Source organism: Stenotrophomonas sp. 05L414_2, from assembly GCF_056397905.1.
On the sequence record NZ_JBFTOJ010000064.1, the window covers coordinates 1 to 21,507 of the forward strand.

A 21,507-nucleotide genomic window follows, 5' to 3' on the forward strand; every position below is an offset into this window, starting at 1 on the left:
GCGCCATCGAGCCCCCATGGGTGAGGGCGCTTTGCTTGCGAAGCACTGCTTCGCAAGCGCCCGAACGCACAGCCGCCAGCGGCTGGGCCGGACCGCGGAGCGGGGTTCACGGCGTGTCCTGCCTGGGCCACCCGTCACCCTCGTCCCATTTGCAGTAGGGCGCCGAACGCCCGCTCTACTTCGCGTAATGCCCACCGCAGTCGGCATCCTTGCCCGGACCCAGTTCGATGGTGGCCAGCAGTGCCGCCGGCGGCGCGATGCTGCCCAGCGTCAACGCGACCGCACCCCGGATACCCAGCGCCTTGAAGTCCGGGCGGAACGACGGGTCCTTGAAGGTGCCGCCGATGCGCAGCGGCGAGCGCAGCACCAGGATGCTCCTGTCCTTCGGTCGTGGCTTCAGCAGCAGGTCCAGCGTTTCATCGCGCAGGCTGACATCTCCCTCGCCGAGGATGATCGTATCGGTGGTGTCCACTGCCATCGACCGGGTATGCATCAGGCCCTCGCGCACGCCGAAGTCGGCGAAGGCGCATCGCAGCGGAATCTGTTTGTCGCCGGTGAACAGGAATTTCAACGACTCGGTGATGTCCAGTCCCGCCACTTCCATCAGCAGGTTGCCGACGTGGCCGCGGCCCATGCCCAGCGCCACGTTGCCGCTGCTGCTGCCGAGCATCGCGGCGATCGAGTTGCCGTTGCCGGTCAGGTCAATGGCGCCGCTGATACCCCCCTTGGCCTGTTCGGCCAGCTTGGCGTCGGGGAACAACTGGCCCAGCTGCACTCCGCGCACGCTGGCCTTCAACGAGGTTGCAATCTGCGGGCGACGTGCGTCCATGCGGATCGTGCTGCGGATGTCGCCGCCGGCAACGCCGAAGTTCAGCGGGTCCAGCCGCAGTACACCATCGTCCAGCAGCAGGTGTGCATCCATGTCGTCCAGCGGCAGCTTGGGTGCATTGATGCGCTGGGCCTTCCAGCGCACGTCGGCATCCATCGCGCGCAGCTTGCCCAGGTTGTACGGCGTGGCCGGCAGCACTTTGGCGCTGGCGGCTACGCGCGCAGCCTCGGCCCGCTGTTCTGCATTGGCGGTCTCGCCGCCACCGGTCTTCGGGGGGGCACCGACGAAGCCGGCAAGGTCATCGAAATCGAGGCGGCGCGACACCAGGTTCGCGGTCATCCGTGGGCGTTCCCTGGAGACATCGAACTGCACATCGCCGCCCAGGTCACTGTCGCCGACTTTGCCGGTGAAGCGCTCGTAGCGCCAGACCTGGTGATCGCGCTTCAGGCGGCCATCCAGTGCGTAGGGCGGGGAAGGCGGAATGGCGATGCCCAGCAATGGATACAGGTCGGCCAGGTCTTGACCGCTCAGCGCGAACTGCAGGTCGAACACCTGCAGCTGGAACGGGTTGGTCAAGGTKCCGYTGGCAACGGCATGGGTGGCTCCGGCGCGGCCATCCAGATGGATGCGGAAGGGGTGTGCGCTGTCAGTCAGTTCCAGCGGCGATTCGGTCCCACCGCTCAGGGTAAAGGGATTGCCCTGCCAGCGGCCCTTGCCGGCCACCAGCAACGGTGGTGCGGCGTCGGCCTGTTTCGGTTGCCCGCTGCGCACGTTCACCAGGATGTCGGTGCGGCCGAGTGCGTCCAGGAACTGCAGGCGACCGTCGTCAATGTGCAGGCGCTTGAGCTGCGGCGTGGTGCCGCCCTTGCTGTCGCCGAGGAAGTTCCAGTTGCCGGGGTCACCTTTGCGCGGGGCGGTTTCCAGCAGTACGTCCGGGCGGGTCAGGCGCACTTCGGGCAGTTGCACGCTGCCACGCAGCAGCGGCCACACCCGTACGTCGATCTCGACCCGGTCGGCGCTGACCATGGTGGGCTGCTTCGCCCAGGGCGCATTGGCAAAGGTAAGGGTATCGGCGCGCACGGTGCTGGTGCGGCCGAGGTCGACATCCAGGTTGCCGATGTGCAGGGCGCGGCCGGTGCGCGCCTGTACCGCACGTTCGACCGGGCCCTTGAACCAGTTCCAGTCCCACAGGGCGATGAGGACCAGCAGTGCCGCGAACAGGAACACCAGCACGGCGAGCCAGCGCTGCCCGCGGCGACCGGGACGACGCAGGCGCCAGCGCGGCACCTTGGGAGCAGCAGGAGCAGAGGCAGCATTCACACCGCCATGGTTGCCCCGTCGGGGTGGACGGGGCGCGAAGCGATCATGTGCATCGTGTGCAGAGCCGGTGCCTGCTCGCCGGCCAGGGGCCTGGCGTTACCCTCAATACGGGGTCACAGCACCTGTCGAGTAACGGCGACGAAGTGGCAGACGCTGCCACCGATCACGAACAGATGCCAGATCGCATGCGAATAGGGGATGGATTCGCGGTGGTAGAAGTACGTGCCCAGCGTATAGGACAGGCCACCGCCGAACAGCCAGGCAAGCGTCCCACCATCGATCGAGGCCCACATCGGCTTGATCGCCACCACCACCAGCCAGCCCATGGCGATGTAGATCACCGTGGACAGCAGCTTGAAGCGGCCGGTGTAGAACAGCTTGAACACCACGCCGCCGAGCGCCAGCGCCCAGATCGCGGTGAACATGCCCCAGCCCCAGGGGCCGCGCAGGCCGATCAGGGTGAACGGGGTATAGGTACCGGCGATCAGCACATAGATCGCGCAATGGTCGAACACCTTCAGGCGGCCCTTGGCCTGCGGGTGCTGGATGGCGTGGTACAGCGTGGAGGCGGTGTACAGCAGCAGCAGGGCGATGCCGAACACGATCGCACTGGCCAGCTGCCAGCCRTCGCCGTAGATCGCGGCCARSGTGATCARCACSGCGCTGGCGGCCAGGGCAAGCACCGCACCCAGCCCGTGGGTCAGGGCGCTGGCAATTTCTTCGCGGATCGAATCAACGGAAGTCGTGGACATGGCATGGGCATCGTCTGCAGGGAGGGGGACCTGCACCCCCCTATCATCGCCGCGATGGCGGGCGCGTGCACCCCCGCCACCGTATGGTCGCTGGAATCAGTTGCCGGTGACCGTATGCGCGGCTTCACGGGTTGCCGAGAAACGCACGTCCGGCGCACGTTCCTGCGCCAGCTGCAGGTTGACCCGGGTCGGCGCCAGGTAGACCAGGTGGCCGGCCGCGTCGAGGGCCAGGTTCAGCGCGTTCTTCTCGCGGAACTCCTCCAGCTTCTTCTCGTTGCTGCAGTGGACCCAGCGCGCCGTGGTCACGCTGACCTGCTCGAAGGTGGCTTCCACGCCGTATTCGTCCTTCAGGCGGTAAGCGGCCACATCGAACTGCAGCACGCCCACYGCGCCCAGGATCAGGTCATTGCTGGTCAGCGGACGGAAGAACTGGGTCGCGCCTTCCTCGGACAGCTGTGCCAGGCCCTTCTGCAGCTGCTTGAGCTTGAGCGGATCGCGCAGGCGGGCGCGACGGAACAGTTCCGGGGCGAAGTTGGGGATGCCGGTGAAGGTGATCGCCTCGCCTTCGGTGAAGGTGTCGCCGATGGAAATCGTGCCGTGGTTGTGGATGCCGATGACATCGCCCGGCCACGCCTCGGCGGCGATTTCACGGTCGCTGGCCATGAAGGTCAGCGCATTGGCCAGCTTCATGTCCTTGCCGGTGCGCACGTGCAGGGTCTTCATGCCGGCAGTGAACCGGCCCGAGCAGACGCGCATGAACGCCACGCGGTCACGGTGCTGCGGGTCCATGTTGGCCTGGATCTTGAACACGAAGCCGGTCAGCTTCGGCTCCTGCGGGGCGACGTCGCGACCGGTGGTGGAGCGCGCCTGCGGCGACGGTGCGTGTTCGACGAAGAAGTCCAGCAGCGGCTGCACGCCGAAGTTGTTCACGCCCGARCCGAAGAACACCGGGGTCTGCTTGCCGGCCCGGTAGGCCTGCAGGTCGAACGGGTGGCTGGCACCCTGCACCAGYTCCAGYTCGTCGCGCAGGTCGGCCAGCATSCGCTCGCCGATCTTCTCGGCCAGCCCGGGCGAATCGATCGAGGGGAAGATGGTCGAATCCTGACGGGTGAAGTTGCGGCCCTGCTCGTACAGATGCACTTCGCCGGTGATCAGGTGGACCACGCCCTTCAGGCGCTGGCCCATGCCGATCGGCCAGGTGACCGGTGCGCACTGGATGCCGAGCACGCTTTCAACCTCGTCCAGCAGGTCGATCGGCTCCTTGCCCTCGCGATCGAGCTTGTTGATGAAGGTCATGATCGGGGTGTCGCGCAGGCGGCACACTTCCATCAGCTTGATGGTGCGCTCTTCCACGCCCTTGGCCACGTCGATCACCATCAGCGCCGAGTCCACCGCGGTCAGCACGCGGTAGGTGTCCTCGCCGAAGTCGGCGTGGCCTGGGGTGTCGAGCAGGTTGATGATCTTGCCTTCGTACGGGAACTGCATCACCGAGGAGGTGACGGAGATGCCGCGCTCCTTTTCCAGCGCCATCCAGTCCGAGGTGGCGTGGCGGGCAGCCTTGCGGCCCTTCACCGAGCCGGCCATCTGGATCGCGCCTCCGAACAGCAGCAGCTTTTCGGTCAGCGTGGTCTTGCCGGCGTCAGGGTGGGAAATGATGGCGAACGTGCGGCGACGCGACGCTTCGGTGGCGACTTCGGACATGGCAGTGGCGCCCGCACGGGGCGCTTTTCAAAGAGATAAGCGCCCGATTATACCGGCCTGCCGGCGTCGGCGGGTCAGCGCCCGGCGCTGGCGTCCCCGCTGCCCTCACGGGCGAAGTGCAATTCGCCCTGCGGGGCGAGGATGCGCACCGGCACCGAACGCAGCCCCATGCCCCGGTTGAGCTGCACCACGAAGTGCAGGTGCGGTGCGGTGCTGTAGCCACTGTTGCCGGACAGGCCGATCGGCTGCCCGGCCTGCACGGCCTGGCCGGGACGCACGCGCATGCCGCCGGCCTGCAGATGGGCGTACATCGCCATGCTGCCGTCGCTGTGCAGGATAYGAACGAAGTTGGCGCGTCCGGCATCGCGTTCACGGTCCAGACCATTGCCGCGGAAACCGTCCTGTACCTGCATCACCGTACCCTCGCGGGCGGCCAGGACCTGCGTTGCTTCGGGCAGGGCAAAGTCGATGGCGTCGCGGTTCTCCTCGTCATCGTGGCTGAACCGGCCCTGCGGCGCCTGGTCCACGCGCAGCTGGGCAGCCTGGAACGGCAGGCGATAGGCGACGTCTTCGGCGCGCGCGGCCGGATTGCCCGGCACCGACTGCAGACGAAGATCCAGTGCCTTGCCGTTGGCAGGAGAGGGAAGATGGCCCACCACCAGGCTGCCGGTGGCCTGCACCAGTGACTGCAGCGGCAGGCCCTCCACCTGTGTGCCGGGGGCGGCGCGCAGCTCGATCTGCACCGGGCCGGACAGTGGGTTGTCGATCCGCGCCTGCCACTGGTCGCCCAGCGACTGCAGGCGCAGGCGGGCCATCGGCGCCGCCTGCGGCGTGGCGCCGGCCGTGCGCGCGGCCGGCGTCTGTGGCACCAGTCCCCAGCCCTGGCGCCAGTCGGCAGCGTTCGCGGGGGCGCTCGCCAACAGGGGCAGCAGGAGGCAGGGCAGGGGCAGGCGGCGCATCGAAGGCTCCAGCGACATGGACCGCCGGGACTCTACGCAAGCTGTCGGGACGGGGGAAGGGTGGGGGCTTTGCATTCATCCATCTCTTTATCCGCATGAAAGGATTGACATGCCCGAAAAGGACTGGCATCGTGGCTCCACCATCGAGACCGGCAGAGGGACAGGCCCTTTGAAGCCGGGGCAGCCCGCAGACGCGAAAGCGCCTGCGTAGGTGCCAAATCCTGCGGGGACCGTGGCGTCCACCGAAAGATGGTTCGAACCTGCACCCAACGTGCACTTCGAACGCGAGCCCCGCGAAGGCTCGATGGCCGATTTCCCTACCGGAACCCGCCATGAGCTTCGCCACCAGCACCGTGCTTCGCCCCGAACCCTTTGTCCCCGTCAGCGTGCCGGTCGATGACCGCGTGCACGCCGAGCGCGGCGAGTTCGCCGCCGTGCTGTCGATGCGTCATGCCGGCCCCTGCCCGGTGCGCCTGCGCTATGAGTGGGTCGGTCCGGTCAACGCACCGGTGGTGGTGCTGGCCGGCGGCATTTCCGCGCACCGCCATGTAGCCTCCAATGCGCAGTTCAGCGAGAAGGGCTGGGCCGAAGGCCTGGTCGGCAGTGGCCGCGCACTGGATCCGCAGCAGCTGCGTGTGCTCGCGTTCGATTTCATCGGCGCCGACGGTGCGTTGGATGTGCCGATCGATACCGCCGACCAGGCCGATGCGTTGGCGCTGCTGCTGGATCACCTCGGCATCCGCGCATTGAAGGCATTCGTCGGCTATTCCTACGGCGCGCTGGTCGGCCAGCAGTTCGCGATCCGCCACCGTGCCCGGGTACGCCAGCTGGTGCTGGCCAGCGGTGCGCACCGCCCGCACCCGTATGCCGCCGCCTGGCGTGCGCTGCAGCGCCGTGCCGTGGCGCTGGGCCAGCTGCAGTGTGGCGAAGACCACGGCCTGGCGCTGGCCCGCCAGTTCGCCATGCTCAGCTACCGCACACCGGAAGAATTCGGCGAACGCTTCGATGCAGCACCGGAGGTGGTCAATGGCCGCGTCCGTGTCGCGGCCGAAGACTATCTCGACGCGGCTGGTGCGCAGTACGTCGCGCGCACGCCGGTCAATGCCTACCTGCGCCTGTCCGAGTCGATCGACCTGCACCGCGTGGACCCGAGCGCGATCCTGCCGCCGACCGTGGTGGTTGCCGTTGAAGGCGACCGCCTGGTTCCGCTTGCCGACCTGGTCGGCCTGGTCGAGGGACTGGGCCCACGCGGCAGCCTGCGCGTGCTGCGCTCGCCCTACGGTCACGACGCCTTCCTGAAAGAAACCGATCGCATCGACGCGATCCTCGCCACCGCCTTCCGCACTTCTGGAGAGTCCGCATGAGCCTGCACGCCGCTGAACCGTCCTGTTGTCGCACCACCGCCGCCGTCCGCGCCGGCATCGATCGCGACACCGCCCATGGCGCGGTCACGCCGCCGATCGTGCTGTCGTCGAACTTCAGCTTTGAAGGCTTCGGCAACAAGCGCCAGTACGACTACACCCGGAGTGGCAATCCCACGCGCGACCTGCTGGGTGAGGCGCTGGCCGAACTGGAAGGCGGCGCCGGCGGCGTGGTCACCGCCACCGGCATGGGCGCGATCAACCTGGTGCTGAACGCACTGCTGCAGCCCGGCGACACCCTGGTGGTGCCACACGATGCGTACGGCGGCAGCTGGCGCCTGTTCAACGCGCTGGCGAAGAAAGGCCATTTCGAACTGGTCACTGCCGACCTGACCGACCCGCGCGCGCTGGCCCAGGCCCTGGCCACGCAGCCGAAGCTGGTGCTGGTGGAAACCCCGTCCAACCCGCTGCTGCGCATCACCGACCTGCGCTTCGTGATCGACGCGGCGCACAAAGCCGGTGCGCTGGTGGTGGTCGACAACACGTTCCTGTCGCCGGCATTGCAGCAACCGCTGTCGTTCGGCGCGGACCTGGTGCTGCACTCCACCACCAAGTACATCAACGGCCACAGCGACGTGGTCGGTGGTGCGGTGATTGCCCGCGATCCCGCCGTGCATGAACAGCTGGTGTGGTGGGGCAATGCCCTGGGCCTTACCGGCTCGCCGTTCGATGCGTTCCTGACCCTGCGCGGCCTGCGTACGCTGGATGCACGCCTGCGCGCGCACCAGGAAAACACCGCCGCGATCGTGGCGCTGCTTGATGCGCATCCTGCGGTGGCCAAGGTCTACTACCCGGGCCTGGCCGATCATCCGGGCCACGCCGTTGCCGCGCGTCAGCAGAGTGGTTTCGGCGCGATGCTGTCCTTCGAACTGGCCAGCTGTGCCGGCGATGATCCGCATGCTGCTGTACGCGCGTTCGTCGATGGCCTGCGTTACTTCACGCTGGCCGAGTCGCTGGGAGGCGTGGAAAGCCTGATCGCACACCCGGCGACCATGACCCACGCGGCAATGACTGCCGAAGCACGCGCGGCTGCGGGCATCAGTGAAGGCCTGCTGCGTCTGTCGGTCGGTATCGAGGGCGAGCGCGACCTGCTGGCCGATCTGGGCAGCGCTCTGGCGCGCGCCGAGGCGGTGATCGATGCGGTGGCGCGCGGCAAACAGGTGGCAGACGCATGAGCGCTTTGCCTGTCGAGATTCCGCTGCTGGGGACCGGCCGCCTGGCGCTGCTCGGAACCGGCACSGTCGGKWCSGCCTTCGTGCAGCGCTACCAGKCGYTGCAGGCGCGTGGGCTGGAACTGCCCAGCGTGCAGTGGCTGGCCAATTCACGCACCGCGCTGGCGATCGACCGCGATCTGGCGTTGCCGCTGGAACTGGCACGGCGTGCGCCGCGCGATGGGCAGAGTTCGCCGCCGTGGGCCAGCGCTGAAGGGCTGGAGCGTGGCGACGTGGTGGTCGATGCCACCGCCAGCGAAGATGTAGCGGCGCGCCACGTTCAGTGGTTGGCGCGCGGTGTGCACGTGGTGACCGCCAACAAGCTTGGCCGCGGTGCGCAGCTGTCGCGCGCGCAGGCCATCGCCGATCGTTGCGCCGACAGTGGTGCGCGTTACGGCGACAGCGCCACCGTCGGCGCCGGCCTGCCGTTGCTCAGCAGCCTGCGCGCGCTGGTTGCCGGTGGCGACCACATCCATGCCATCGAGGGCGTGCTTTCCGGTTCGCTGGCGTGGCTGTTCAATCGTTATGACGGCCAGTCGCCGTTCTCGGCGGCGGTGCGTGAAGCGCTGGCGGCCGGCTACACCGAGCCGGACCCGCGGCTGGATCTTTCCGGCGAGGATGTGCGCCGCAAGCTGTTGATCCTGGCCCGCAGCAGCGGATTGGCGCTGGACGCGTCGCAGGTGCAGGTCGACTCACTGGTGCCGGATGCGCTGGCTGCGCTGCCGCTGGAAGATGCAGTGAATGCGCTGGAGCAGCTGGATGCACCGCTGCAGGCACGTTGGCAGCGGGCGTGCGACAACGGCCGGGTGCTGCGTTTTGTCGGGCGCGTCGATGGCGAGGGTGCGCAGGTGGGCCTGCGTGAGCTGGCTGCCGACCATCCGCTGGCGCAGGGCGCGGGCACCGACAACCGCGTGGCCATCCACAGCGATCGCTATCGCGCGCAGCCGCTGTTGATCCAGGGGCCGGGCGCGGGTGCGGAAGTGACCGCAGCGGCGCTGCTGGATGACGTGCTGCGGATCGTGGGGTGAGCCCGGCCGCCGCTGCGCTCGCCGGGCGTGGCCCGGCGCTACCCACGCCGATCCTCGTAGCGCCGGGCCATGCCCGGCGGTTATGGAACTTCAACGCGCTTTGAGTGCCTTCAACAATGCGGCATTGAACTGCTTCGGGTCCTGCACCTGCGGCGAATGGCCCAGTGCCGCGAACTCGACCAGGGTCGAGCCGGGTATCGCCGCCGCTGCCGCTTTGCCCAGTGCCGGGTAGTTGCCCAGCGTCGCCTTCAGTTCGGGCGATGCCTGGTCACGGCCGATCGCCGTGCGGTCCTTCTGGCCGATGAACAAGGTGGTCGGCACCTGCAGGTTCTTCAGTTCGTAGACGACGGGCTGGTTGAACACCATGTCCGAGGTCAGTGCCTGGCTCCAGGCCACCTGCTGCTTGCCTGCGCCTTCGTACATGCCCGACTGCATGCGCGCCCACGGTTCATACGCCGGCTTCCACTTGCCGTCGTAGTACACATCCAGCTGGTAGCGGCGGATGCTGTCATAGCTGATGTTCATTTCGCCGGCATACCACGCGTCCACGCTGCGCCAGGGCACGCCCTGCGCCTTCCAGTCTTCCAGCCCGATCGGATTGACCAGCGAAAGACTGCGCATATCCTGCGGATACATCAGCGCATAACGGATGGCCAGCATGCCGCCCATCGAATGGCCGACCACGTGCACCGGTACATCACCCAGCTGCAGCTGCTGCAGCAGCGCATGGGTATTGTCGGCCAGCTGCCCGAACGAATACTGGTAGCGCTCGGGCTTGCTGGATTTGCAGAAACCCACCTGGTCCGGCGCGATCACCCGGTAGCCTGCCGCCACCAGCGGCTTGATCGTCTCCTTCCAGGTTGCCGCGCAGAAGTTCTTGYCATGCAGCAGCACCACCACGCCGATCGGCTTCTTCTTCGGCGCAACATCCAGATAGGCCATCTCCAAGGCCTGGCGCTGCGATTCCAGTGCAAAGGTCTTCACTGGATAGCCGTAGTCGAAGCCCTCCAGCCGCGGCCCGTAGGTTGGCGCAGCGAGAGCGGACAGCGGAAGGCAGGCAAGCAGGGCGGTGGCGATCACGCGCATGGGACATTCCGGGGCAGGGGGATGCCCGAGCCTAACCGGAAAACGGTGACGGTGTTGTCCGGTCGAGAACGGCACTGCAGAGCCGGGTCGATGCCCGGCCCTGCAGTAGAGCCAGGCCATGCCCGGCCCTGCAGACCATCAGCACTCGATGACGTTCACCGCCAGGCCGCCGCGGCTGGTTTCCTTGTACTTGTCCTGCATGTCGCGGCCGGTATCGCGCATGGTCTTGATGACCTTGTCCAGCGACACCTTGTGCTTGCCGTCGCCGCGCATGGCCATGCGCGAGGCGTTGATCGCCTTCACCGCACCCATCGCGTTGCGCTCGATGCACGGGATCTGCACCAGGCCACCGATCGGATCGCAGGTCAGGCCCAGGTTGTGCTCCATGCCGATTTCCGCCGCGTTCTCGATCTGGCTCGGGTTGCCGCCCAGCGCCGCGACCAGGCCACCGGCGGCCATCGAACAGGCTACGCCGACCTCGCCCTGGCAACCCACTTCGGCGCCGGAGATCGAGGCGTTTTCCTTGTACAGGATGCCGATCGCCGCCGAGGTCAGCAGGAAGTCGAACACCCGCTGTTCGTTCGCGCCCGGGCAGAAGCGGTCGAAGTAGTGCAGCACCGCCGGCAGTACACCCGCCGCGCCGTTGGTGGGTGCGGTGACCACGCGGCCACCGGCAGCGTTCTCTTCGTTCACGGCCAGKGCGTACAGGTTGACCCAGTCCAGCGTGGTCAGCGGGTCCCGCATCGCCGCTTCCGGCTTCGACGACAGCTCGCGGTACAGCGCCGGCGCGCGGCGGCCCACTTTCAGGCCACCCGGCAGCACGCCTTCCTCGCGGATGCCGCGCGCCACGCAGGCCTGCATTGCGCTCCAGATCTCGCGCAGGTTGTCGCGGATCTCGTCCTCGCTGCGCCAGCATTTCTCGTTCTCGAACATCAACTGGGCGATGCTCAGGCCACTGCGCGCGGTCTGCGCCAGCAGCTCGTCGCCGCTCTTGAACGGGTAGGGCAGCGGCGTTTCGTCAGGCACGATACGATCATCGGCAGCATCGTCCTGGTTGACCACGAAGCCACCACCGACCGAGTAGTAATCGCGGGTGGCCAGCACTTCGTCATCGGCGTTGTACGCGGTGAAGCGCATGCCGTTGGTGTGGTAGGGCAGCTTCTGCCGCTTGTTCAGGCCGAGGTCGCGCTTTTCGTCGAAGGCGATCTCGTGCTGGCCCATCAGCATGATCCGCTTGCTGCTGCGGATGCGCTCCAGCGTGGACGGAATGATGTCCGGGTCGATCAGGTTCGGACGCTGCCCTTCCAGGCCGAGCAGGATCGCCTTGTCGGTGCCGTGGCCGCGACCGGTCAGTGCCAGCGAGCCGTACACGTCGGCACGGATGCGTGCGACCTGCGCAAGCTTGCCCGGGTCGAGCAGCCACCGATGGATGAAGCGCTCGGCGGCCCTCATCGGCCCGACGGTGTGCGAGGAGCTCGGGCCAATGCCGATCTTGAAAACGTCGAACGTGCTGACAGCCATGGTTGCCGTACTGCGGGTACCGGGAGAGACCGCTATTCTAGCGGTTCACGCCGCACTTCCATGACTGCGGCGCAGCATTTCCGCCAAGGGAGCAAACCCCGGTGTTGACCCTGTTCCAGCGTGACGACTGCCATCTGTGTGACATGGCCCTGGCCGAACTGGCCAGGGCGCGGGCGCCCGAGTTCGAATCGGTGTTCCTCGATGACCAGCCGGCGCTGGAGGCGCGCTATGGGGCGCGGGTGCCGGTGCTGCGCGATGAGCGCGGTGGGCGGGAGCTGGACTGGCCGTTCGATGCGGCCACGGTGCAGGCCTGGCTGTTGGCAGGCAGGTAACGCCGGGCCATGCCTGGCGAGCGCGAAGCGCGGCCAGCGGTGGAAGCCGCCGGGCATGGCCCGGCGCTACCAGAACGAAGGCGTCTTATTTCGCGTCGAACTTCACGATCGTGCTGATCGCGGTTTCGTCCGGGATGGTCTTGGTATCAGCCCAGTCGCCGCCACCGACACCGAAGTCCAGGCGCTTGACCGTGGCCTTGCCGGTCAGCACCGGCTGCGCGCCGGGCTTCCAGGTGAAAGTGAAGGTGACCGGCTTGCTCACGCCGCGCAGTTCCAGCGTGCCGTCGGCGGCGAACTGGTCGTTGCCGAGCGCGCGGAAGCCCTTGGCGGTGTAGCGTGCGGTAGCGAACTTGCCGACGTTGAAGAAATCCGCGCCCTGCAGGGTGGAGTCGCGGTCGCTGTTGCCGCTCTTGGCGCCGGCCAGCGGAATCACCACGTCCAGCGAACCTGCGGACGGATTGGCCGGGTCGAAGCTGAGCTTGGTGGCAAAGCCCGGGAAGCTGCCGGTGAACACTTCACCGTCGTACTTGGTGGCAAAGGCCAGGAACGAACCGGCACCCGGCGCCTGGGCGTAATCGGCGGCGAGCACCGGTGCGGTGGCCAGCATGCCGGCAAGGGCGGCGGCCACGGCGGCCGGAGTGGTCAGTTTCAGGTTCATCGGTCAGTCCTTCTGGGGAGAGGCGAGCCAGCCACGCGGCAACATCCGGGACAGGGTGGCATCGCGCTGGAACAGGTGGTGGTAGAAGGCGGCACCGGCATGGGCCAGCACCACCGCGATCAACAGCCAGAAGCCGTATTCGTGCAGGGCATGGGATGCCGCCACGATCTGCGGATCCGGTCCGCTCAGCTTGGGCACATCGACCAGACCGAACCAGCGGAACGGACGCAGGCCGCTGGCCGAGTCGTACAGCCAGCCCGACAACGGGATGGCGAACATCAGCACATACAGCAGCACATGGGTGGCGCTGGCGATGCGCTCCTGCCAGCCCGGCACGCCGGGTACCGGCTTGGGGGCACCGGCATACAGGCGCCAGCCCAGGCGCAGCACCACCAGTGCCAGCACGGTGATGCCGATCGACTTGTGCGCGGTATAGACCCAGAAATACTTTGGCGTCTTCGGCAGCTCGCCCATGGTCAGGCCGACGATGCCCAGGGCGAGAATCAGCAGTGCGATCAGCCAGTGCAGGGTCTGGCTGACACTCCCCCAGGCGGCAGGGGTGTTCTTGGCGGTCATGAAGGGTCCTTGGTGGCCGTCTGGCTGTCGGAGTGGGGTTGGGGCGGGGGAGTTCCCGGAGAATCGCTGCGGTCGAGCGTGGCTTCAGCCTCGATACGCACCTGCACCGCATCACCGATCACGCCCGGCCATGCGGTGATGCCGAAGGCACGCCGGCTCAGCGTGGTGGTGGCGGAGAACCCTGCAGTACGCCGGAACGGCGGCAGCGGATAGCGTTTGACCTGGTTCAATGTCACCTCCAGCGCGACTTCCTGGCTGACCCCGCGCAGGGTCAGGGTGCCCAGTACGCGCGCATGGCGGGCATCGATCGGTTCGACATGGTGGGAGACGAAGCGGGCGGTGGGGAAGCGTTCGCCATCGAGCAGGCTGCGCGCCAGGGTTGCCTGGTTCCACTTGGCATCACCAAGGTCCAATCGCGACACCGGAATCTCGACGTCCAGTGTCGCATCGCGCCAGTTGTCGCTATCGAACTGCAACTGGCCCTGGCTTCCGGAGATCGTACCCAGCGCCTGCGAGTAGCCGGCATGGTCGATCGCAAACAGCACACGGGTGTGCACCGGATCGATGCGGTAGGCCTCGTTGCCTGCCCAGGCGGGGGCCACGGCAAGCAGCATCGGCAGCAGGGCCAGGCAGTGGCGCATCGGCGGGGGGCTCCGGGAAAAAGACCGTTTGATCATACCCATAGCCCCCGCGCAACGCTGTGTGCACGGCTGCAACAGTTCGTGGTGCCGATGTGGCCGGAAACAGGCTGTTGCAGCGATGGCTGCAGCCCTGTGTGACAATCGGCACAGGACAGGGGGTTCAGGATGAAGAGCGGCTGGCGCCGGTGGTGCCAAGGCATTGCAGGAGCAGGTCTGGTGCTGTTGGCGCTTTCGGCTGCAGCGGCGACCTTGGACATGGCCGGTGAAACACCGCGCCTGCGCCGTTTCGGCGCGGCCGAGGGATTGCCCTCGCGCATGGTGGTGGCGCTGGCCGAAGACCGACAGGGCCGCGTGTGGGCCGCCACCGACGGCGGCCTGGCCCGCTATGACGGCGGTGAGCTGCGGGTCTGGCAGCACGACCCGGCACAACCGGATTCGCTGCCCGGCAACGAGATCGAAACCCTGCTGGTCGACCCGCTCGACCGGGTATGGGTGGGCATCAACGGCAAGGGGCTGGCCCGGCTGGATGCCGACCGCGAACGTTTCAAGACCTTCGATTCCGTCACTGAAGGGTGCCAGGGACAGTTCTGGACACTGGCCTACGCCGAGGATGCGCTATGGGTCGGCAGCAGCAGCCATGGGGTCTGCCGGGTCGGCGAAGATGGCTCGCTGCGCCATTTCCAGCATGATCGGGCGCAGCCCGGCGGTCTGCCGAGTGACACCGTCTTCAGCAGTCTGGTGGATGCGCAGGGACGGCTGTGGGTGGGCACCGAAGCCGGTGTGGCGCGCTGGAACGGCCACGCCTTCGAAGCCGTGGCGCCGCGCGAACTGGCGGCGGTGAGCGTGCTGCGGCTGAGCCGCGATGCCGATGGCGCGATCTGGGTCGGTACGCAGAACGACGGCCTGTACCGCATCGATGCGCAGGATCGGGTGACGCGACCGGCCTGGGCCGACAGTGCCCGCCTGCGCTCGGCACTGGTCCTGGCCGACAGCCACGGAGGCTACTGGGCGGGAACTTCCGATGGCCTGCTGCGTGGTGACGGCCAGGTGCTGCGCAGGCTGGAAGGCGACCGTGGCAGTGGTTTCCTGACCGGCCACAGTGGCGTGCTCGACCTGATGCAGGACCATGAGGGAGGGCTGTGGGTCGCACTGCTGACCCAGGGCCTGGCTTACCTGCCGCCCGACTGGCGACGCTTTTCAACCTGGTACCAGTTCGATGGCAAGCCGCTGGACAGCCAGTACCTGTTGAGTGCTGCCAGCGACGGCCGCAGCTACTACGTCGGCTCTGCGCATGGCGTCTACCAGATCGATGCACAGGGGACGTTGAGCCTGCTGGTCAGCGACCGCGAACTGGGCAGCGGCGCGGTGTGGTCGGTGCTGCCACGTCCCGACGGCAGGCTGTGGCTCGGCCGCGCGGGGCGCATCAGCGTCTACGACCCCGCCACCGGTGTGCTGCGCGACTGGCGTATTGGCGGTGGCGCCGACCTTCGGCAGCGGATCGATCTGATGCGGCAGGCCCCCGATGGCACGGTCTGGGTATCGGTGATGAACCTGGGCCTGCAACAGCGCAGTGCCGACGGCCGCCTGCTGCGCAGTTTCGACGGCGCTACGCTGCGAGGCAGCACCGACGCGCCGGTCGAGCAGATCCGCTTCGATGCCGGCGGGCACGCCTGGGTGGTCGGGGAAATGGGCATCTGGCGCGAGCAGGGAGACCGCTTCGAAGCGGTGCCCGGCGTTTCCAGGGGGCCCATCTACGATCTGGTATGGATCGATCCCCGGCAGTTGTGGATCGCACGCCAGGGCGCATTCGAGCGCTACCAGTGGGATGGCCTGAGCCTGCGCCTGATCCAGCGTGTCGATGCCAGTGCCGGCGTGCCGCCGGTCAGCATGGGTGGGCTGGCCCTGGCCCGGAACGGCCAGTTGTGGGCGACGACGCCCCGCGGCCTGCTGCGCTGGGATCCGAAACAGCGTCGCCTGCAGATCTTCAATGAACGCGACGGCCTGCTTGATGCCGAGTTCACCGGACGCCCACCGGCAATCGATGCCGATGGCCGGGTGCTGGCCGTTACCCAGACCGGCATGGTGGGCTTCGATCCGAATGCTGCCGACGCCGAGCTGCCACCCTCGCAGCTGGTGATCGCGCAGGTTCGCGTCCGTCGCGATGATGCGCGCGGCTGGCAGCCCTTGCCGACCTCCGGCCTGCTGTTGCTGGGGCCCGACGACCGTGACCTGCAGATCGATGCACGCCTGCTGTCCTACGCCAACCCGCAGGGCAACCGCTACCGGTTCCGCGTGCAGGGATACGACCAGAACTGGGTGGAACAGGGCGGGGACGGCCAACGCACGTTGTCGCGGCTGCCGCCCGGCACCTACGCCATCGAGGTGCAGGCCGCGACGGCCAGTGGTCCGTGGACGCCCTCGCAGCAGTTGCACATCAAGGTACTGCCCCCCTGGTGGCGCAGCGGCATGGCGATTTTCGGCTATGCAATGCTGGGCTCGCTGTTGCTGTTGGCACTGCTGTGGTCGATCCGCAGGCGGCTGCGGCGACGCCAGCAGTGGCAGTTGACGGTGCACAAGCAGCAGATCGCCGAGCAGGCATCGCAGGCCAAGAGCCGCTTCCTGGCGACCCTGGGCCACGAAGTGCGCACGCCGATGACCGGTGTACTGGGCATGAGCGAACTGCTGCTGTCCACCGAACTGGACCCTGTGCAGCGCAGCTATGCCGGTTCGATCCAGCAGGCCGGCAGCCATCTGCTGCGCCTGGTCAACGATGCGTTGGACCTGGCCCGGATCGAGGCCGGCCGGCTTGAACTGGACATCCGCCCGTTCGACCTGGGCGGACTGCTGGACCAGGTGCAGGCGTTGATGCAGCCGATGGCACAACAGCGCAGGCTGGCGTTCCAGCGCGGGGCGGCATTGCCAGGCCCGATCTGCGTCAGTGGCGATGAGATGCGCGTCCGCCAGATCCTGCTGAACCTGCTGGGCAACGCGATCAAGTTCACCGAGCGTGGCCATGTTGGCCTGGCGGCGCGCCTGGACGACGACGGCGGCGCGGTGACGTTCGAGGTCAGCGACAGCGGGCCGGGCATCAATGCCGAGCAGCAGCAGCGCCTGTTCCACCGCTTCGAACAGGCCGATGGCCCGCGTACCGCCTCGCGCTATGGTGGCAGCGGGCTGGGCCTGGCGATCTGCCAGGAGCTGGCGGTGGCGATGGGCGGCCGCATCGATGTCGACAGCCAGCCGGGGCGTGGCGCACGCTTCGCCGTGCGGCTGCCGCTGCCGTGGAGCCGGCAGCAGGCCTCCAGCCCTGGCGAGGCAGCGTCGCCGATGCTGCCTGCACTGCGCATCCTGCTGGTCGAGGACGATGCCACCGTTGCCGAGGTCATCGCCGGTCTGCTGCGCAGCCGTGGCCATGAGGTGGTGCACGTGCTGCATGGCCTGGGCGCACTGTCGGAAATATCCACCGAGGGGTTCGACGTCGGCCTGCTCGACCTCGACCTGCCGGCACTCGATGGCACCGCCATCGCCCGCCAACTGCGCGCGATGGGCTACGAACTGCCGTTGGTGGCCGTTACCGCGCGCTCGGATGCCTATGCCGAGGCGCAGGTGCTTGCGGCCGGATTCGATGGTTTCCTGCGCAAGCCGGTGACCGGCGATCTGCTGGTGGCGGCGATTGCCCAGGCGCGCAGTAAACGCCAGATCATCAGCTGAGCGCGGCATCCTGCGGCGTGAATCGCGCAACTTTCGGTTTACCATGCCGACGCCCACGGCGTGGGCATCATCAACAGCAGCGTGAGGAGGCCATCGGTGGTGTATCTGCGGGCAGTGACGCTGCTGATGCTGCTGCTGTGCTGCCTGGTGCCCGCTGCCGCGCAGCCGGTGCCACCTTCGCCGCGCCAGGTCACCGTGTTCGATGGGCTGCCGTCCAACACCGTCAACCGCATGGCCGAGGACCGCTACGGCTACCTGTGGATTGCCACCAACGATGGCCTGGCCCGGTACGACGGGCGCAACTACCGCATCTGGCGTTCCGAAGACGGCCTGCGCGACAACCGCATCTGGAGCGTGTTGGTCGATGCCCGCAACGAGCTGTGGATCGGCACCGAAAATGCCGGCCTGGTGCGGATGTCGGCCGATCGCCGCCAGCTGCGCTTCTACGATCGCAGCAGCCAGCCGCTGATGGGCAGCAACACCGTCTGGAGCCTGGCTGCGACACCGGATGGCGCGATCTGGTTCGGCACCCACGAGGGCGGCCTGTACCGGCTGGACAGCAATGACCGTCTGCAGCGGTTCCTGCCCGAAGCGAACAACCCGCGCAGTCTGCCGGCCGCGTCGGTGCCCTACCTGGCCACGCTTGCCGATGGCAGCCTGTGGGTCGGCACCAAGCATGGCGTGGCGCGCTGGACCGGTACCGATTTCGAACGCATCGGCGGCGACCTGGTGCCCAGCCTGCTGATCAATGGACTGACCGCAGAACCCGACGGCAGCCTCTGGATCAGCACGCTGGCCGGGGCCACGGTGCGGCGCCCGGATGGCCGTTTCGAATCCGTTCCCTGGACATTGCCGGCCGGCGACCAGGTGCTGGGCATGATGCTGCGCGACGAGCAGGGCGGGCACTGGCTGGATACGCGCAGCGGCCTGGGCCGGGGCATCGATGGCCGCTACCAGACCGTGCCGCTGTACAGCGCCATCGCCCGTGGCCTGGTGCGGCCGAACTGGACCGGTGCCTATGAGGACCGCGAAGGCGGCATCTGGCTGGCCAGTACCAATGCCGGCCTGTGGCACCTGCTTCCGCGCTGGTGGCAGTTCTCGGTGTTTTCGCGGCTGGAGGATGATCCGTCCTCGCTGCGCAATTCCTATGTGCTCGGTACCAGCCCCTCCAGCAATGGCGGGGTGTGGACGGTCGGCAGCCATGGCGCGCTGGACCGCTTCAATCCGCGCACGGGCGTGATCGAGCAGCACCGCACCTTCGTCAACGGCATGCACTGGCTGACCTCGGTGCGCGAAGACCGGCAGGGCCAGGTGTGGGTGGGCTCGACCGACGCCCTGATGCGCTACGACCCGCGTCGTGGCGAGCTGCGGCGCTGGGGGCGGGACTCGGGCGCGGACGCGACCATGGAAGGCAACATCGAGGCGATGATGACCTGCGATGGCGACAGCCTGTGGTTGATGCTGTCATCGGGGCTGCAGCAGCGTGATCTGGACGGGCACGTGCGCCGGCGGCTGGAAAACGGCCAGGACGGTCTGCAGGCCGGTCAGCTCAATCTTGACGTGGAATGCGGCCCGCAGGACCGGATCTGGCTGGCCAGCAGCCGCGGCCTGCTGCAATGGCAACCGGATGCGCAGCGCTTCCAGCCGGTGCCCGGTGCGCCGGCCACTGCGGTGTACGCCCTGCATGTGGGCAAGGACGGCCAGGTCTGGTTGTCCGAGGATGGTCGCCTGTCGCGGTATCTCTGGAGCCAGGGCCGGCTGGAACGGCAGGCGGTAGTGGGCGCCGAGCAGGGCTATCCGGCGATTTCCGCTACCGGCCTGGTGGTYGACGCGCAGGGCGTGGCGTGGGCCACCAGCGCCCGCGGCCTGGTGCGGGTGAGTGCCGATGGCGAGAGCGTACGCCTGTACGGGGTGCACGATGGGCTGCCCAGCCAGGAGTTCCGCGAACACACCCTGATCGCCTCCTCGGCGGGGCGCATGGTGGCAGGTACCCCCGCCGGTGTGGTGGTGTTCGATCCCGAGCAGGTGCGGCCTTCCACCCGCCGTGCGCCGCTGGTGATCGAGCGGGTGGAGGTGCGCCGCAACGAGCAGTTGCTGGACCTGACCCATGACTCGCCGCTGCAGATCGCCGATGGTGACCGCGACCTGCGTATCGTCGCGCGCCTGTTGTCCTTCGCCGATTCGGCTTCCAACACCTACCGCTACCGGTTGGCCGGCTACGACCCGGATTGGGTCGAGGTGGGCCCGGCAGGCGAGCGCCTGTTCTCCCGCCTGCCACCCGGCGCCTACCGGCTGGAAGTGCAGGCGCGCTCGGCCGACCACGTGTGGTCGCGGGTGCAGACCCTGGAATTCCATGTGCAGCCGCCGTGGTGGCGCAGCTTGTCCGGCCTGCTGGTGCTGGCCTCGATCGGGTTGCTGCTGACCAGCTGGTTCGCCTGGTTGTACCGGCGCCGGCTGCAGCGCCAGCACGCCTACCAGCTCGCCCTGCACAAGCAGGATCTGGCCGAGCACGCATCGGCGGCCAAGACGCGCTTCCTTGCCAATCTCGGCCATGAAATCCGCACGCCGATGACCGGGGTGCTGGGCATGAGTGAACTGCTGCTGGCCTCGCCGCTGGATCCGCAGCAACGCGGCTATACCCAGTCGATCCGGCATGCGGGCGAGCATCTGCTGCACCTGGTCAACGATGCGCTGGACCTGGCGCGGATCGAATCGGGGCGCCTGGAACTGCAGTCCAACGCGTTCGGTCTCAATCGCCTGCTGCAGGACCTGGCCGCGCTGATGGGGCCACTGGCTGCACAGAAGGGCCTGCGGTTCATCCTCGACAACCAGTTGCCGGCGGGGCTGCAGGCGACCGGCGATGCGATGCGGGTGCGGCAGATCCTGCTCAACCTGCTGTCCAACGCGGTCAAGTTCACCAGCCGCGGCAGCATCACGCTGCATGCGCGTTGCGAGGAAGGGCCGCGTGGGCTGTATTTCGAGGTGCGTGATACTGGTCCGGGCATCAGCCAGGAGCAGCAGCAACGGTTGTTCCGGCGCTTCGAGCAGGCCGACGGTGCGCGCACCGCAGCGCAGTACGGCGGCAGCGGCCTGGGCCTGGCGATCTGCCGCGAGCTGGCACTGGCCATGCAGGGCCGGATCCGGGTGGAAAGCCAGCTGGGCAGCGGTACCTGCTTCGGTGTCAGCCTGCCGTTGCCGCTGCAGCAGGGGGCGGCCAGCGACGGAGGTGCCGACAGTGACGCCGCCGCTGCTGCGGTCAACATGCCGCCGCTGCGGGTGTTGCTGGTGGAGGACGATGCGACCGTGGCCGATGTGATGTGTGGGCTGCTGACCACCCGTGGCCATGAGGTGGTTCACGCGGCCCACGCACTGGCCGCGCTGCGTGAAATCAGCGCGGGTGATTTCGATGTCGGCCTGCTCGATCTGGATCTGCCGGGCCTGAGCGGTTTCGAACTGGCCCAGCATCTGCGCAACCAAGGTTACACGTTGCCGCTGCTGGCGGTGACCGCACGCACCGACCCGGACCTGCAGCAGCAGGTGGAAGCGGCCGGCATCGGTGGTTTCCTGCGCAAGCCGGTGACCGGTGAGCTGCTGGTGGAAGCGATCGCCCGCGTGCTGGGGCGGTAGGGGTTAGGCAGGGCTGCGCCCTGCACCCGCCGAATCAACGGCAAAGCAAAAGCAAAAGCAAAAGCAAAAGCAAAAGCTGGCATTCCGTGGGATGGCGGGGTGGGTCCGGTGGCGGGGGACGCTGCAAGTACGCC

At 67.7% G+C, this 21,507-nt stretch carries 15 protein-coding genes and 1 riboswitch; of the genes, 6 read left to right on the top strand and 9 right to left on the bottom strand.

What is annotated here, in order from left to right; genetic code table 11:
- Window positions 1–175: 175 nt before the first annotated feature.
- The 4 genes from AC1DJN_RS10890 to AC1DJN_RS10905 all read right to left on the bottom strand — a co-directional run bounded on the left by AC1DJN_RS10890 (window position 176) and on the right by AC1DJN_RS10905 (window position 5,561).
- Window positions 176–2,149 carry an AsmA family protein gene (locus tag AC1DJN_RS10890; protein ID WP_478039199.1) on the bottom strand — a complete coding sequence of 658 codons (1,974 nt, stop codon included), beginning with the start codon at window positions 2,147–2,149 and terminating at the stop codon, window positions 176–178.
- Between the two features lie 113 nt (window positions 2,150–2,262).
- The gene (trhA, locus tag AC1DJN_RS10895) at window positions 2,263–2,901 is read right to left on the bottom strand and encodes a PAQR family membrane homeostasis protein TrhA (RefSeq protein WP_025877819.1); all 639 of its coding nucleotides are present in this window, start codon (window positions 2,899–2,901) and stop codon (window positions 2,263–2,265) included.
- A gap of 96 nt (window positions 2,902–2,997) precedes the next feature.
- Window positions 2,998–4,602: a peptide chain release factor 3 gene (locus AC1DJN_RS10900; protein WP_025877820.1), complete on the bottom strand. Its 1,605-nt coding sequence runs from the start codon at window positions 4,600–4,602 to the stop codon at window positions 2,998–3,000.
- A 74-nt stretch (window positions 4,603–4,676) separates the two neighbouring features.
- On the bottom strand, window positions 4,677–5,561 hold the full coding sequence (locus AC1DJN_RS10905; RefSeq protein WP_478039200.1) for a M23 family metallopeptidase: 885 nt from the start codon (window positions 5,559–5,561) through the stop codon (window positions 4,677–4,679).
- Between the two features lie 137 nt (window positions 5,562–5,698).
- Window positions 5,699–5,817, top strand: a riboswitch (SAM riboswitch).
- Between the two features lie 76 nt (window positions 5,818–5,893).
- Between AC1DJN_RS10905 and metX the strand changes: the two genes are divergently transcribed.
- From metX to AC1DJN_RS10920, 3 genes are read left to right on the top strand one after another with little or no spacing between them, the layout of a single operon-like run.
- A complete protein-coding gene (metX, locus tag AC1DJN_RS10910; protein WP_025877822.1) occupies window positions 5,894–6,925 on the top strand; it encodes a homoserine O-succinyltransferase MetX in 1,032 nt (343 codons plus the stop codon).
- Window positions 6,922–8,157: an O-succinylhomoserine (thiol)-lyase gene (locus AC1DJN_RS10915; RefSeq protein WP_025877824.1), complete on the top strand. Its 1,236-nt coding sequence runs from the start codon at window positions 6,922–6,924 to the stop codon at window positions 8,155–8,157. Before metX ends, AC1DJN_RS10915 begins: the two co-directional genes overlap by 4 nt.
- On the top strand, window positions 8,154–9,221 hold the full coding sequence (locus AC1DJN_RS10920; protein ID WP_478039201.1) for a homoserine dehydrogenase family protein: 1,068 nt from the start codon (window positions 8,154–8,156) through the stop codon (window positions 9,219–9,221). Before AC1DJN_RS10915 ends, AC1DJN_RS10920 begins: the two co-directional genes overlap by 4 nt.
- 90 nt (window positions 9,222–9,311) lie before the next feature.
- Here AC1DJN_RS10920 and AC1DJN_RS10925 read toward each other — a convergent pair whose 3' ends face one another.
- Window positions 9,312–10,307: an alpha/beta fold hydrolase gene (locus AC1DJN_RS10925; protein ID WP_478039202.1), complete on the bottom strand. Its 996-nt coding sequence runs from the start codon at window positions 10,305–10,307 to the stop codon at window positions 9,312–9,314.
- A 138-nt stretch (window positions 10,308–10,445) separates the two neighbouring features.
- Window positions 10,446–11,828, bottom strand: coding sequence for an L-serine ammonia-lyase (locus AC1DJN_RS10930; RefSeq protein WP_025877828.1), 1,383 nt, complete (start codon window positions 11,826–11,828; stop codon window positions 10,446–10,448).
- 101 nt (window positions 11,829–11,929) lie between these two features.
- Here AC1DJN_RS10930 and AC1DJN_RS10935 point away from each other — a divergent pair, with 101 nt between their 5' ends.
- A complete protein-coding gene (locus AC1DJN_RS10935) occupies window positions 11,930–12,160 on the top strand; it encodes a glutaredoxin family protein (protein WP_025877830.1) in 231 nt (76 codons plus the stop codon).
- An 85-nt stretch (window positions 12,161–12,245) separates the two neighbouring features.
- Here AC1DJN_RS10935 and AC1DJN_RS10940 read toward each other — a convergent pair whose 3' ends face one another.
- Genes AC1DJN_RS10940 through AC1DJN_RS10950 form a run of 3 tightly spaced genes read right to left on the bottom strand, consistent with a single transcriptional unit; the run spans window position 12,246 to window position 14,035 of the window.
- Window positions 12,246–12,818 (bottom strand): YceI family protein, encoded by a 573-nt coding sequence (locus tag AC1DJN_RS10940; RefSeq protein WP_025877832.1) that lies wholly within the window; start codon window positions 12,816–12,818, stop codon window positions 12,246–12,248.
- A gap of 3 nt (window positions 12,819–12,821) precedes the next feature.
- The gene (locus AC1DJN_RS10945; protein ID WP_032976591.1) at window positions 12,822–13,394 is read right to left on the bottom strand and encodes a cytochrome b; all 573 of its coding nucleotides are present in this window, start codon (window positions 13,392–13,394) and stop codon (window positions 12,822–12,824) included.
- Window positions 13,391–14,035 carry a YceI family protein gene (locus AC1DJN_RS10950; RefSeq protein ID WP_032976592.1) on the bottom strand — a complete coding sequence of 215 codons (645 nt, stop codon included), beginning with the start codon at window positions 14,033–14,035 and terminating at the stop codon, window positions 13,391–13,393. The genes AC1DJN_RS10945 and AC1DJN_RS10950 overlap by 4 nt, the downstream gene beginning before the upstream one ends.
- A 165-nt stretch (window positions 14,036–14,200) precedes the next feature.
- Between AC1DJN_RS10950 and AC1DJN_RS10955 the strand changes: the two genes are divergently transcribed.
- Both AC1DJN_RS10955 and AC1DJN_RS10960 read left to right on the top strand, forming a co-directional pair.
- Entirely contained in the window at window positions 14,201–17,746 is a 3,546-nt protein-coding gene (locus AC1DJN_RS10955) for a sensor histidine kinase (RefSeq protein WP_442251739.1), read from the top strand.
- Between the two features lie 96 nt (window positions 17,747–17,842).
- A complete protein-coding gene (locus AC1DJN_RS10960) occupies window positions 17,843–21,373 on the top strand; it encodes a hybrid sensor histidine kinase/response regulator (RefSeq protein WP_032976594.1) in 3,531 nt (1,176 codons plus the stop codon).
- Window positions 21,374–21,507: the final 134 nt, after the last annotated feature.

Bases quoted from the DNA above. Each gene is read 5' to 3' on its own strand.
- metX (WP_025877822.1), top strand. From the start codon at position 5,894: ATGAGCTTCGCCACCAGCACCGTGCTTCGCCCCGAACCCTTTGTCCCC.
- AC1DJN_RS10915 (WP_025877824.1), top strand. From the start codon at position 6,922: ATGAGCCTGCACGCCGCTGAACCGTCCTGTTGTCGCACCACCGCCGCC.
- AC1DJN_RS10940 (WP_025877832.1), bottom strand. From the start codon at position 12,818: ATGAACCTGAAACTGACCACTCCGGCCGCCGTGGCCGCCGCCCTTGCC.
- AC1DJN_RS10945 (WP_032976591.1), bottom strand. From the start codon at position 13,394: ATGACCGCCAAGAACACCCCTGCCGCCTGGGGGAGTGTCAGCCAGACC.
- AC1DJN_RS10950 (WP_032976592.1), bottom strand. From the start codon at position 14,035: ATGCGCCACTGCCTGGCCCTGCTGCCGATGCTGCTTGCCGTGGCCCCC.
- AC1DJN_RS10955 (WP_442251739.1), top strand. From the start codon at position 14,201: ATGAAGAGCGGCTGGCGCCGGTGGTGCCAAGGCATTGCAGGAGCAGGT.